Below are 12,485 nucleotides of genomic sequence, written 5' to 3'. Positions count from 1 at the left end.
CGGCTCAGGCGCGGGCCAGCTTCTCGGCGACAGCCGGAGCGAAATAGGTGAGGATTCCGTCGGCGCCGGCCCGCTTGAAGGCGACGAGGCTCTCCAGCATCGCCTTCTCGCCGTCGAGCCAACCATTGGCCGCGGCGGCCTTGATCATCGCGTACTCGCCGGAGACCTGGTAGGCGAAGGTCGGCACGGAGAACGTGTCCTTCACGCGCCTGACGATGTCGAGATAGGGCATGCCGGGCTTTACCATCACCATGTCGGCGCCCTCGTCGATGTCGAGCGCGACCTCGCGCATCGCCTCGTCGGTGTTGCCGGGGTCCATCTGGTAGGTGCGCTTGTCGCCGCTGAGGGTCACGCTCGAGCCGACCGCTTCGCGGAAGGGCCCGTAGAAGGCCGACGCGTACTTGGCGGCGTAGGCCATGATCTGGATGTCCAGCAGGCCGGCGGAATCGAGCCCACGGCGGATGGCGCCGATGCGCCCGTCCATCATGTCGGAGGGCGCGACGATGTCCGAGCCTGCCTCGGACTGGACGATCGCCTGCTGCACCAGCACGGCCACGGTCTCGTCGTTCAGAATGCGGCCGTCGCGCAGAAGCCCGTCATGGCCATGGCTCGTATACGGATCGAGCGCCACGTCGGTGAGGATGCCGATATCGGGGGCGGCCTTCTTGATCTCCCGGCACGCCGTGCAGACGAGGTTCTGTGAATTCAGCGCTTCCCGGCCCGTCGCGTCACGCAGCTTGGGGTCCGTGTAGGGAAAAAGAGCGATGCAGGGAATCCGGAGCTCCACGGCCCTGCGAGCCTCCTGCACCGCGACATCGATGCTGAGACGCTCCACCCCCGGCATCGAACCTACGGGGACACGGACATTGCTGCCCTCGACAACGAAAATCGGCCAGATCAGGTCGTCGGCGGTGACCTGGTTCTCGCGCACCAGCCTGCGCGCCCATTCCGATTTCCGGTTGCGCCGCGGCCTGTGCGCCAGGTCGAGCCGATGAGCGGTCTCTTCGGCCTCCGATAGGGGCCGCTGACCCGGCTGAAGGGACGTGACGCGCGACGCCATGGGTCGGTCTCCTCACAGGGGTCTCGCCAGTGCCCCTCCGCCGCATGCGTAGCACCCCCGCGGGAGCGCCGGAAGTCGTTGAATGTCCTGATGCGACGGCCCGCCGCTGCGTTTCGAGGCGCGGGTTTGACGTTGCCTCGGGCGGCGCGCTAACTCCGCGGCGCCGGCGAAGGCTGGCACCGGATTCTGGAGGTAGGGGTGAGCGGCGACACCGGTGAGGTTCGGTTCGAGATCCGTGGCCGGCTGGGCCTGATCACGCTCGACCGCCCGAAGGCGCTGAACGCGCTGACGCTCGGCATGGTGAGGGCGATGACCCGGCAGCTCACCGCGTGGGCCGGCGATGACGCGGTAGAGCGCGTCGCCATCACCGGAGCGGGCGACAGGGCCTTCTGTGCAGGGGGTGACGTTCGCCTGCTCCGCGAGGCGGTGCTCGGCGGCAGGCGCGAGGAGGCACTCACCTTCTGGCGCGAGGAGTATGCGCTCAACGCAATCATCCGGCGCTATCCCAAGCCGTACATTGCGCTCATCGACGGGATCGTCATGGGTGGCGGGGTCGGCGTCTCCGTGCATGGACGGTACCGCGTGGCGGGAGACCGCTACGTCTTCGCCATGCCCGAGGTCGGCATCGGCTTCTTTCCCGACGTCGGCGCCACCTTCGTGCTCTCGCGCTTGCCGGGCCATGCCGGACCATGGCTGGTCTTGACCGGCGCCCGCATCGGGCCGGGGAGGGCAGTCGCCCTTGGGCTCGCCACCCACTACGTGCCGTCCGAGAGGCATCAGGCGCTCCTCGCCGCCCTCGAGAATCCCGGCGATACGGGAACGATCCTGGACTCGTACAGCGCGCCTCCTCCGGCCGAAAGCGGCTTCGACCCGGAGGTCTGCGGCGCCTGCTTTGCGCCTGACACCGTGGGCGGCATCCTCTCCCGGCTCGACTCCGCGGCGGGTGGCGGCAATGTCTTTCCCGAGGAGGCCGCCCGGCTCATCCGGGCAAAGAGCCCGCTGAGCCTCGCCATCGCCTGCGAGCAGATGAGGCTCGGACGTGGCTTGGACTTCGATGCCGCGATGGCGCTCGAATACAGGATTGCCTGCGGGATGCCCGACAATCCCGACTTCGCCGAAGGTATCCGGGCAGTTCTCGTCGACCGGGACAACGCGCCGCGCTGGCTTCACGCAGCCGCCGGAGGGGTCGGGCTGGACGAGATTTCCCGCTGGACGGGAGTGCCGGAATGACTGACGCACACCGCACGCGGCCCCTGCGCGGTGACGCGCCTCCACCAGGCACGGCCGCCTGGGACCGCTACCTCGTGATCTTCATGCGGGTCGTCGCGGCGCTGTGGATCGTGAAGGGGCTCGCTGCCTGGGCGGTGATCCTCACCCCGGCGCAACTCGGCATGCCGCCATTCGAGACCCTGCCGGGGGCTGTGCAGGCCGGTTTCGTCAGCTTTGCCGTGCTCGATCTCGTTGCGGCGGTGGGGCTTTGGCTCACCAGCACGTGGGGCGGCGTGATGTGGCTCCTCGCGGTGATGGCCCATTTGATGGTGACCATCGCCGGACCTGCCATCCCGGGCAGCCGCCTTATCGGAGGTGCCGAGATTGCCCTCGTGCTGGCCTATGTCGTCCTATCGTGGCTTGCATCGCGCGAGGTTTGATGCTCGTTGTGGATGCGTTCAACGCCTCTCCCACGCGGTCATGGACAGCCTTGGTAAAGAGGTCATTTCAATTCGACTGAAATCGCCCGCAAAGGGTAAAAGCCTGATTCACGCCGTTGCTTAAACTCGTCTTCATGGGCTCGCAATACTGTCTATTCAGATCAAGGCCGGGAAAAAGGCCAGCGATGGTGCAGTACGAGGCGACACATGAAGACAGCTCTGAAGCCCCTTGAACAGAAGGACGTGGCAGCGGGCCAGCCGGACGTCAGGCCGCTCTACATCGAGGCCCTGACGCTGGTGGAGCGTCTCCACCGCCGCCTGCTCGACGTCATCAAGGACGAATTCGACCGGCGCGGTCGCTCGGACGTGAACAGCGTCCAGGCGCTCCTGCTCTACAACATCGGCGACAAGGAACTGACGGCCGGTGAGCTGCGGACGCGCGGCTATTATCTCGGCTCCAATGTTTCCTACAACGTCAAGAAGCTCGTCGAGATGGGCTTCCTCCACCACCAGCGTTCGCGGGTGGACCGCCGCTCGGTGCGCATCAGCCTCACCGAGGCCGGCAAGGAGGTCCATGAGATCGTCAAGGGCCTCTACGACAAGCACGTCCGCACGGTCGAACAGATCGGCGGCATCTCCCCTGAGGAGTTCAAGCAGGTCAACACCGCCCTGGCCCGTCTCGAGCGCTTCTGGACGGATCACATTCGCTACCGCCTCTGACCCTGCATAGCCTCGTGCACGACGTCAAAAAGGCCCCGGAGCAAGCTCCGGGGCTTTTTCGTTCTACTCGGCGGGATCCTTGGTCGGTGAGAGACCGCCTATCGCAGGCGCCCGTGGCGGGCGCGGCAGGAAGGCCGGCGTCCGGGCCGCATAGTCCGCGAAGCCGGGGCGAGAGGACAGGTGCTCCTCGAGAGGCGGCACGCCCGAAACCTTGACGAGAAGCAGGTGCAGGAAGGCCGGTCCCGCCAGCGCAAGAGGCTGGCCCGTGAACGCCACGGCCACGAACCCGAGCCCCCACCACAGCAGCGCCTCCCCGAAATAGTTCGGGTGGCGGGACCACGCGAAGAGACCGGTTGTCAGCAGCCGGCCCTTGTTCGCGGGGTCACGCCGGAACCGGGCCAAAGCAGAATCGGCAGCCGCTTCGATCAGAAAGCCTGCTGCGAACATCGTGAGCCCGGCCGCGAGCAGGACCGACGCAAAGGAAGCAGGCAGGTCGAAGCCTTTCGGGCCGATGGTCACGATGTGAACCGGCGATGCAATGATCCACATGCAGACGGCCTGAAGCATGAACACCATCCAGAAGCTCCTGCGCTCCCAGCCGGGCCCGTTGCGAACACGCATCGCGTGGTAGCGCGGATCTTCGGCCACTGATCTGGTGTGTCGCCGAATGAGATGGAGGCCGAGCCGCAGTGCCCAGACCGTGACCAAAATCGCCATGACGAGAGCCGGGACGCTGCTTTCCGCCGTCATCCCGATCTGGATCCAGGCGATTACGGCAAAGCCGAAGGCCCAGTAGAGGTCGACGACGCTGCAGTCCCTGCGTCTCAGGCTGTAGAGCCAGAGAAGCCCGAATACGAGTGCCGTCGCGCCGAATGACGCCAGTGCCGCCGAGAGTGCCATGAGTGTCACACCGCCTCCTGCACCGCACAATGCTTGCCGCGCCGCCATAAAATCGCCGGACTGGCGGCCGTTTGTCGGATCGACAGGGAGCGCTTCGCGTCGTAGGAACGGGCCGTTTACCAAGCCCGTCCAGTCTGCGCGCGTCGGTCCCCTCCACTCACAGGATTGCTTACGCCCGATGGCCTCATTCAGATCGATCACCCGCCGCGATTTCGGTTTTTCCACGCTCGCCCTTCTTGTCGCAGGGTCGAGCGCGGTCCGTGCTGCGCCGGTCGACCTCGACAGCCAGGCGGAGTGGACGCAAAGCTATGACGCTGCCACCACGCAGCGCGTCGGCCGCTCGCTGACCCCGGTGCTCTCGCCTGCGACGCTGGCCGCCACCGAGCAGATGATCGAGACGTTCCGCGGCATTGCCGGGCAGGGTGGCTGGCCGGAGATGCCGCAGGTCAACAATCTGCGCCTCGGCCAGAAGGGCAACAACGTGGTGGCCCTGCGCCGCAGGCTCGCAGCGTCGGGCGATCTCGACCAGTCCGCGGGCAATTCGCCTGTGTTCGACTCCTACGTCGAGGCAGGTGTGAAGCGCTTCCAGGAACGCCACGGCCTGATGCCGACCGGCATCGTGAACGCCGCCACGCTGACCGCCATGAACGTGCCCGCCGACACGCGTCTGCGGCAGCTCGAGACCAACGTGGTTCGCCTGCGCAGCTATGCTGGCAATCTCGGCAACCGCTTCGTCGTGGCCAACATCCCGGCTGCTCTGGTCGAGACCGTGGAGAACGGCCAGGTGGTCACCCGCCACGCTGCGGGCGTCGGCAAGATCGACCGCCAGTCGCCGGTGATGACGACCCGCGTCGTCGACATCAACTTCAATCCGTTCTGGACGGTCCCGGCCTCGATCATCAAGAAGGACCTCATCCCGAAGATGCAGGCCGACGCGAACTACCTGACCGAGAACAAGATCAGGGTGTACAGCAAGGAAGGCCAGGAGGTCAGCCCGACCCAGATCAACTGGCGCTCGGACGAGGCCACGCATTTCATGTTCCGCCAGGATCCGGGCGGCGACTTCAACTCGCTCGGCGTCGTGCGCATCAACATCGCCAATCCCTATGGCGTCTACATGCACGACACGCCGGCCAAGGGTATCTTCGGCGACGATTTCCGCTTCGTCTCGTCCGGCTGCATGCGCGTGCAGAATGTGCGCGACTACGTGACTTGGCTCCTGAAGGACACGCCGGGCTGGACGCGCGACCAGATCGATCAGGCAATCGAGTCCGGCCAGCGCGTCGACGCCAAGCTGGCGACGCCGGTGCCGGTGTATTGGGTCTACATCACCGCATGGGCCACGCCCGACGGCATGGCCCAGTTCCGCGACGACATCTACGAGAAGGACGGTGTCGGCCCCGTCCCGGTCGCGTCCATGCAGCGCGATGAGGAACAGCCCCAGTAAGGTTGTTCCGCCTCTCCAATTGGAAGCAGGGCGCCCGGCCTGGTCTGGGGGGCGCCCTGGAGGGCGCGCCTGGTCTGCCCGCCATCGTTCGCATCAACGTCTGCTTTCCTCAACGCAAGTATACTCTGTCTGGAAGCGGGGCCCTCGACAGCAACCGAGGGCTAATCCGAACGCACGCCCAATGCGTAGGCGTAGCGTTGGGAGGCGCCGGAACGGAGATTGAGCGATGAAGGCGGGGAGTTTCAGTCAGGTGCTGCGGCATGGATTGGGTGCCGCGACGGTGGCATCCGTGATGGCGGGAGCCGCGGTCAGTGCGCCGGCGTCTGCGAACACGGAAAGCGGCAAGCTCTCCGGAAATGATCTGCGCGGCGCCGTCGCCGGCAAGCGGATCTATCTCGCGGTTCCGCTGGGCGGCGAATTTCCACTCTACTACCAGCCAAACGGGCGCGTTGACGGGTCCGGCGAAGCTGTCGGGCTCGGGCGGTTTCTGAAGCCGTCTGACTCCGGGCGTTGGTGGGTCTCTGGAGACCGCCTCTGCCAGAAGTGGCAGACGTGGTACGACGGCAAGGTGTTCTGCTTCACCGTCTCGCGTTCCGCACCCGGCCGGATCGACTGGGTCCGCGACGACGGCATGAAGGGGACTGCACGCATCGCCGACTAGCTGTCAGGGTCAGGCTTCCTGACCTGTTCGTTGCGGAAGAGACACAGGGTCGCTGAGAAGTGGGTTTTCCCACGTCCCAATCCGGGACTCCAGCGACTCCGGTCTTGATCGCCGCCGCTCCAGGGTTCTCGATCCGGGATGGACACCGTCGGGGACGCATTTCGCGATCCCGAGTCGGGTTGCTCGGATTCGACGCAAACCGTTTACCCGGTGTTCACGCTGTGGGCCGCATATCGAGGCGGCCCATGGGCTGAGAGGGCGCCGCAGTTCCGGACATCGGCACGTGCGGGCGCCCGGCGGAAACTGGGGACGACGCGATGACAGCAGACCGGCCTTCCAGCCTCGATCATCCCGGTCCCGTTTCGAAACAGTCCCCCCGCCTGTACGAGCCCCACGCACGCCGCGCGATCCGCGCCGGCTTTGCGGTGGCAGCCGCTCTCCTTGTCGCCAACTGTGCGTCGCAGCAGAAGATGGCCTCCAAGGGCGGCGGCGGAGTCGATCCCAAATACGGCGTATCCGCGAGCCCGAAGGTCGTCGCCGACGGCGACCCCGTTCCCAAGGGTGGCGGACGTGAGATCGTCGGCAAGCCCTACGTCGTCGCGGGCCGGCTCTATACGCCGCGTGAAAACCCGAACTATTCGGCCGTTGGCCTTGCATCCTGGTACGGCCCATCCTTCCACGGGCGCCTGACCGCGAACGGCGAGGTCTTCGACAGGAACTCCGTCTCGGCCGCGCATCCCACGATCCCGCTGCCGAGCTATGTCCGCGTCACCAACATGCTGAACGGCCACTCCATCGTGGCGCGCGTCAACGACCGCGGCCCCTACCATGGCGGCCGCCTGATCGACGTTTCGCAGCGTGTCGCGGAGGCGCTGTCCTTCCGCAATCTCGGCACTGCCAAGGTGAAGGTCGACTATCTCGGCCGCGCCTCGCTGGCGGGCAGCGACGACGAGCGTCTGATCGCGACCTTGCGCACCGACGGCCTGCCCGCGAGCCTGCGTGGCGCCGAGACCCAGGTGGCGAGCGCCGCCCCGGTCGCGGCTCCGGCGGTCGCCTATTCGCGCCCGGCTCCCGAGCCTGTCGCCGCCGTCGAACCTGAAGTTGCAGAGGAGCCGGCGGCAGCCGAGGCCGTCGCGCCGGCGCCGCGCGCCATGGCTGCCAAGCCCGCTCCGGGCGTCCCGCTGCCGCCCGACCGCCCGTTTGACCTCGGCCAGGCTGGCCGCATGGTCCCGGCCGCTCCGACGGCGACGAAGGGTCCGGTACCCATGCCTCTGCCTCGTACCGTCATGCGCGGCTCGATCACGACCGCCAGCATGTTCGCGGCGCCTGAAGAGCCCGGCATTGTCAGTGTGTTCGAGCGCGGCAATGATCCGCTCGCCGGTCTGATCGAGCAGAACTTCGTCCCGCTGCGCCGGCAGGCCGCCAGCCTCTGACCCTGCAGTTTCGGACGCGTTGATTTCGGCGCGCCGAAATGGTCATTGTTCCCACCTGTCGTGACGGGTGAGGCGAGGCGGCTTTTCCATGCGGTTCGAGGGTGTCTGCAGGGTTCTGGCCGCGCTGTCCTTTCTGATCGCCCTGGCGCTTCCTGGGGCCGCGCAACAGCAGCAGGCGGCCTTCCAGACCATCGCGCCCTATGCGGTGCTGATGGATTCCGACAGCGGGGCGGTCCTCTTCGAGAAATCGGCCGACGAACTCATGGTGCCCGCCAGCATGGCGAAGCTCATGACCCTCGAGGTGCTGTTTCATGAGATCGCGGAGGGGAAGGTCAAGCTCGACGACGAGTTCCTGATCTCCGAAAGCGCCTGGCGGCGCGGCGGTGGCCCCTCCGGCGGGTCCGCGATGTTTGCCCAGCTCAACAGCAAGGTCCGTGTGGCCAACCTCATCCCCGGCATCACGGTGATGTCGGGCAACGACGCGGCGATTGCCGTGGCCGAAGGGGTCGCGGGCAGCGAGGGCGCCTTCGCCAGCCGCATGACGGCACGCGCCCACGAACTCGGGCTGACCAAGTCGACCTTCGCCAATGCCACGGGCATGCCCGATCCCGACCAGAAGGTGACGGCCCGCGAGCTCGGGCTTCTCGCCAACCACATCATCAAGACCTACCCGGACCTCTACCCGAATTTCGGGCTGAAGGAGTTCACCTGGAACAAGATCAGGCAGCAGAACCGCAATCCGCTCCTGTTCATGGATGTCGGGGCCGATGGCCTGAAGACGGGCAATATCGGCGACTCCGGCTTCGGTCTCGTTGGTTCGGCCGTCCAGAACGGCCAGCGCCTGATCGTCGTGGTGAACGGGTTGAAGACGGCCAAGGATCGGGCCGAGGAGGCACGCAGGATCTTGCAATGGGGCTTCCGCTCCTTCGAGAGCAAGGAAGTCTTTCCTGCCGGCTCGGTGATCGGCGAAGCGAAGGTCTATGGAGGCCAGCCCTCTTCGGTCGGGCTGGTGGCCAAGCAGCCCGTGCGCGTGCTCGTCCCGCGCGGCAGCTCCGAGCGGCTCTCGGCCCGCATCGTCTACGAGGGCCCGTTGCTGCCGCCGGTGACGGCCGGCGCCGCGGTCGGAAAGCTCCGCGTCATGCGGGGGGAAACGCTCGTTCTCGAAGTGCCACTCTATGCCGACGAGGACGCCGCACAGGGTGAGCTGACGCGCCGGGCCTTCGACGCAGCGACCGAGCTCGTGCTCGGCTATGTCCGCTCCAAGCTGCAGAAGCCCGGGACATGAAGCCAGGCCGGTCCGGCCGCGGCCGGTTCGTGACGTTCGAGGGCGGGGAGGGGGCCGGCAAGTCCACGCAGGTTCGCCGCCTCGCGGCGCGGCTCGAAGAGCGCGGCATCCGCGCCGTGCTCACACGCGAGCCGGGGGGCTCGCCCCGGGCCGAGGAGATTCGCGCCCTGATCCTGTCCGGGGCGACGGCCGAGCTGGGAGCGGCAACGGAGACCGTGCTGTTCTACGCGGCGCGCGCCGACCATCTTGCCGAGACGATAAGGCCAGCCCTCGCCAGCGGCGCCTGGGTCGTCTGCGACCGGTTCTCCGATTCGACGCGCGCCTACCAGGGCGCCGCTGGCGGGGTCGACCCCAAGCTGATTGCGGCGCTGGAGAAAGTGGTCGTGGGTGGCACGAAGCCCGACCTGACGATCGTGCTCGACCTTCCGGCCCGCGATGGCATGGCGCGCGCCGCTTCGCGCCGGGGCGCTGCCGAAGGCGCCGACCGCTTCGAGGCCGAGGGCATGGCTTTTCACGAAAGGCTCCGCAAGGCCTTCCTGCGCATCGCCAAGGACGAGCCGCACCGCTGTGCAGTGGTGGATGCGGCGCTGCCGGAGGACGATGTGGCCGACAGCGTCTGGAACCTGGTTCTCGACCGTCTGCTGCAGAAGACGGTCAGGCCGGAGGCCCGGTCTTGAGCGGCGACGCAGACATCGCGGAGTTCGACAGGGCGGAAGGCGCCCGGCACCCGCGCGACACGCAGGTCCTGTTCGGGCAGCAGGCGGCCGAGATGGCCTTCCTGGACGCGTACCGCTCCGGCCGCTTCCCGCATGCCTGGATCCTCGGCGGCCCTCCCGGTACGGGCAAAGCCACCTTCGCCTACCGGGCCGCGCGGTTCGTTCTGGCCCATCCCGATCCCGCAGCGCGCGATCTCGCCGGCGCCCGCGACCTTTCGGTGCCCCCTGCCGACCCGTCCGTCCGCAAGATCTCGGCCCAGTCCCATCCCGGGCTCTTCGTCCTGCGCCGGCGCTGGAATCCGGAAAAGAAATCGATTCCGGCGACCATCCCCGTCGATTCCGTTCGTCACGCCGTCCAGTTCTTCGGATCGACCGCCGGGGAGGGGTCCTGGCGCATCTGCCTGGTCGACAGTCTCGAGGACCTCAACGTCTTCGGCTCGAACGCTCTTCTCAAGATCGTCGAGGAGCCGCCGCCCCGCTGCCTGTTCCTGCTCGTCGCCCACATGCCTGGGCGCGTCCTGCCGACCATTCGCTCGCGCTGCCGCGCGTTGCCCTTCCGGCCGCTCGCCGAGGCGGACGTGGTACGGGCCGTGGAAGCGGCCGCGGTGTCGCCCCCGGATGCAGACACCGTGAGGCGGGCGGCGGCCCTGTCCGGCGGGTCGGTTGGGGAGGCGTTCCGCATTCTCGACGAGGAAACGCTCGCCGTCGCGGACCACGTGCGAAAGACGCTGGACCTCCTTCCAGCGGTCGACTGGACGGGGCTGCACGCCATGGCCGACGGCGTCGCCGCGCGGTCCAACGACGCTCTGTTCCGGGCGCTCATAGACACCGTCTTCGACTGGCTGTCCGAGCAGACGAGGGCACTGGCGCCGCAGGGGCCGGCCCGCCTTGCACCCCTTGCCGAGGTATGGGACAAGATCGCGCGCGCGGTTCGGGAGGCTGATGCCTATAATCTCGACCGCCGGGCGCTGGTTCTGACCCTCTTTTCCGACCTTTCGGACGCGTTGCGGGCCGCGCGCGGCTGATCGGCGGCCCGACCGGGACGTTTCTATGACGGGAAAGCCGACCTTCTACATCACGACGGCGATCTCGTACCCGAACGGGCGTCCGCATATCGGACACGCCTACGAGCTGATCGCGACCGACGCCATTGCCCGCTTCAAGCGGCTCGACGGGTTCGACGTCTTCTTCCTCACCGGCACCGACGAGCATGGGCAAAAGATGCTGCAGACGGCTGCGCGCGAAGGCGTCCCCGTGCGCGAACTCGCGGACCGTAACGCTGCCGTCTTCCGCGAGATGACAACGGCGCTGAACGCCTCGAACGACGACTTCATCCGCACCACCGAGCCGCGCCACTACGCGACCTCGGCCGAGATCTGGAAGCGGATGGAGGAGGCCGGCGACATCTATCTCGCTGCCTATTCCGGCTGGTATTCAGTTCGGGACGAGGCCTACTACGCCGAGAACGAGACCGAGGTCAGCGCCGACGGTGTCCGCCGCGGGCCTACCGGTACGCCGGTCGAGTGGGTGGAGGAGGAGAGCTACTTCTTCCGCCTTTCCGCCTACCAGGACAGGCTGCTCGCCCTTTACGAGAGCCAGCCGGACTTCATCGGCCCCGACGAGCGTCGCAACGAGGTCATGAGCTTCGTCCGCTCGGGCCTGAAGGACCTGTCGGTGAGCCGGACCGCCTTCGACTGGGGCATTCCCGTCCCCGATGCGCCGAAGCACGTGATGTATGTGTGGGTCGACGCGCTCACCAACTATGTCACCGGCACTGGGTACCCCGATCCGGATGCGCCACGCGCCCGGTTCTGGCCGGCCGACGCGCACATCATCGGCAAGGACATCGTGCGTTTCCACGCGGTCTACTGGCCGGCCTTCCTGATGTCGGCGGGCTGGCCGCTGCCACGGCGCGTCTTCGGTCACGGCTTCCTCTTCAACCGCGGGGAGAAGATGTCGAAGTCGGTGGGCAACGTCATCGATCCGTTCACCCTGGCTGCGCATTACGGCGTCGACCAGCTGCGCTATTTCTTTCTGCGGGAAGTGCCCTTCGGGCAGGACGGCAACTACTCGCACGAGGCCATCGTCAACCGCATCAACGCGGACCTCGCCAACGACCTCGGCAATCTCGCGCAGCGCTCACTGTCGATGATCGCCAAGAACCTCAGCGGCACTCTGCCCGGACCGGCCGCGCTGTCCGAGGCGGACCTGGCGCTGCTCGCTTCCGCCTACGGCCTTCCCGCCAAGGCCCGCGAGGCTATGCAGGCTTTCGCGCTCCACACCATGCTCGCGGAACTCTGGCGCGTGGTGGGCGATGCGAACCGGTATTTCGCCTCCGAGGAGCCCTGGGTGAAGCGCAAGAGCGATCCGGAGAGGTTTGCGACCATCCTCTGGGTTACGGCCGAAGTGCTGCGCGTGGTGGCCATCTTGGCCCAGCCCGTAATCCCCCGGGCGGCCGGCAAGCTGCTCGATCTCCTTGCGGTGCCACCCGGCGCGCGCGACTTCGCCGAGGTGGGTGAGGGCGGAAAGCTGTCCGCCGGCACCGTGCTGCCCGCGCCGGCGCCGATCTTCCCGCGCTACGTGGAGCCCGAAGAGGGCGCCGCCCAGGCATGAC

At 67.2% G+C, this 12,485-nt stretch carries 12 protein-coding genes; 10 read left to right on the top strand and 2 right to left on the bottom strand.

Annotated elements, in window-relative coordinates:
• Positions 1-4 precede the first annotated feature (4 nt).
• Positions 5-1,060 (bottom strand): porphobilinogen synthase, encoded by a 1,056-nt coding sequence (hemB, locus tag AC5JCN_RS10880; RefSeq protein ID WP_495755074.1) that lies wholly within the window; start codon positions 1,058-1,060, stop codon positions 5-7.
• A gap of 198 nt (positions 1,061-1,258) precedes the next feature.
• Between hemB and AC5JCN_RS10875 the strand changes: the two genes are divergently transcribed.
• The 3 genes from AC5JCN_RS10875 to ldtR all read left to right on the top strand — a co-directional run bounded on the left by AC5JCN_RS10875 (position 1,259) and on the right by ldtR (position 3,429).
• Entirely contained in the window at positions 1,259-2,290 is a 1,032-nt protein-coding gene (locus tag AC5JCN_RS10875; RefSeq protein WP_495755073.1) for an enoyl-CoA hydratase/isomerase family protein, read from the top strand.
• Positions 2,287-2,709 carry a DUF6163 family protein gene (locus AC5JCN_RS10870; RefSeq protein WP_495755072.1) on the top strand — a complete coding sequence of 141 codons (423 nt, stop codon included), beginning with the start codon at positions 2,287-2,289 and terminating at the stop codon, positions 2,707-2,709. The genes AC5JCN_RS10875 and AC5JCN_RS10870 overlap by 4 nt, the downstream gene beginning before the upstream one ends.
• Positions 2,710-2,916: 207 nt before the next feature.
• The gene (gene ldtR, locus AC5JCN_RS10865) at positions 2,917-3,429 is read left to right on the top strand and encodes a transcriptional regulator LdtR (protein ID WP_495755071.1); all 513 of its coding nucleotides are present in this window, start codon (positions 2,917-2,919) and stop codon (positions 3,427-3,429) included.
• Between the two features lie 63 nt (positions 3,430-3,492).
• On the opposite strand, the gene AC5JCN_RS10860 is transcribed toward ldtR, so the two are convergent.
• The gene (locus AC5JCN_RS10860; RefSeq protein ID WP_495755108.1) at positions 3,493-4,329 is read right to left on the bottom strand and encodes a DUF1295 domain-containing protein; all 837 of its coding nucleotides are present in this window, start codon (positions 4,327-4,329) and stop codon (positions 3,493-3,495) included.
• 178 nt (positions 4,330-4,507) lie between these two features.
• On the opposite strand from AC5JCN_RS10860, the gene AC5JCN_RS10855 reads away from it, so the two are divergent.
• From AC5JCN_RS10855 to metG, 7 genes are all read left to right on the top strand, one after another.
• Entirely contained in the window at positions 4,508-5,776 is a 1,269-nt protein-coding gene (locus AC5JCN_RS10855; RefSeq protein ID WP_495755070.1) for a L,D-transpeptidase family protein, read from the top strand.
• A 226-nt stretch (positions 5,777-6,002) separates the two neighbouring features.
• Positions 6,003-6,437, top strand: coding sequence for a hypothetical protein (locus tag AC5JCN_RS10850; protein WP_495755069.1), 435 nt, complete (start codon positions 6,003-6,005; stop codon positions 6,435-6,437).
• Positions 6,438-6,754: 317 nt separating this feature from the next.
• Positions 6,755-7,870, top strand: coding sequence for a septal ring lytic transglycosylase RlpA family protein (locus AC5JCN_RS10845; RefSeq protein ID WP_495755068.1), 1,116 nt, complete (start codon positions 6,755-6,757; stop codon positions 7,868-7,870).
• A gap of 88 nt (positions 7,871-7,958) precedes the next feature.
• Positions 7,959-9,155, top strand: a complete 1,197-nt coding sequence (locus AC5JCN_RS10840; RefSeq protein ID WP_495755067.1) for a D-alanyl-D-alanine carboxypeptidase family protein — start codon at positions 7,959-7,961, stop codon at positions 9,153-9,155.
• Positions 9,152-9,832 (top strand): dTMP kinase, encoded by a 681-nt coding sequence (gene tmk, locus AC5JCN_RS10835; protein ID WP_495755066.1) that lies wholly within the window; start codon positions 9,152-9,154, stop codon positions 9,830-9,832. Before AC5JCN_RS10840 ends, tmk begins: the two co-directional genes overlap by 4 nt.
• Positions 9,829-10,896: a DNA polymerase III subunit delta' gene (locus tag AC5JCN_RS10830; protein WP_495755065.1), complete on the top strand. Its 1,068-nt coding sequence runs from the start codon at positions 9,829-9,831 to the stop codon at positions 10,894-10,896. Before tmk ends, AC5JCN_RS10830 begins: the two co-directional genes overlap by 4 nt.
• 25 nt (positions 10,897-10,921) lie before the next feature.
• A complete protein-coding gene (gene metG / locus AC5JCN_RS10825; protein ID WP_495755064.1) occupies positions 10,922-12,484 on the top strand; it encodes a methionine--tRNA ligase in 1,563 nt (520 codons plus the stop codon).
• Position 12,485 lies beyond the last annotated feature (1 nt).

Source organism: Alsobacter sp. (assembly GCF_059501845.1).
The sequence above is the reverse complement of the archived record's forward strand: the minus strand, read 5'-3'. Positions and strand labels throughout refer to the sequence as shown.

Excerpts from the sequence above, each read along its gene's own strand:
- hemB (WP_495755074.1), bottom strand. The coding sequence starts at position 1,060 with ATGGCGTCGCGCGTCACGTCCCTTCAGCCGGGTCAGCGGCCCCTATCG.
- AC5JCN_RS10870 (WP_495755072.1), top strand. The coding sequence starts at position 2,287 with ATGACTGACGCACACCGCACGCGGCCCCTGCGCGGTGACGCGCCTCCA.
- ldtR (WP_495755071.1), top strand. The coding sequence starts at position 2,917 with ATGAAGACAGCTCTGAAGCCCCTTGAACAGAAGGACGTGGCAGCGGGC.
- AC5JCN_RS10860 (WP_495755108.1), bottom strand. The coding sequence starts at position 4,329 with ATGGCACTCTCGGCGGCACTGGCGTCATTCGGCGCGACGGCACTCGTA.
- AC5JCN_RS10855 (WP_495755070.1), top strand. The coding sequence starts at position 4,508 with ATGGCCTCATTCAGATCGATCACCCGCCGCGATTTCGGTTTTTCCACG.
- AC5JCN_RS10850 (WP_495755069.1), top strand. The coding sequence starts at position 6,003 with ATGAAGGCGGGGAGTTTCAGTCAGGTGCTGCGGCATGGATTGGGTGCC.
- AC5JCN_RS10845 (WP_495755068.1), top strand. The coding sequence starts at position 6,755 with ATGACAGCAGACCGGCCTTCCAGCCTCGATCATCCCGGTCCCGTTTCG.
- AC5JCN_RS10840 (WP_495755067.1), top strand. The coding sequence starts at position 7,959 with ATGCGGTTCGAGGGTGTCTGCAGGGTTCTGGCCGCGCTGTCCTTTCTG.
- tmk (WP_495755066.1), top strand. The coding sequence starts at position 9,152 with ATGAAGCCAGGCCGGTCCGGCCGCGGCCGGTTCGTGACGTTCGAGGGC.
- metG (WP_495755064.1), top strand. The coding sequence starts at position 10,922 with ATGACGGGAAAGCCGACCTTCTACATCACGACGGCGATCTCGTACCCG.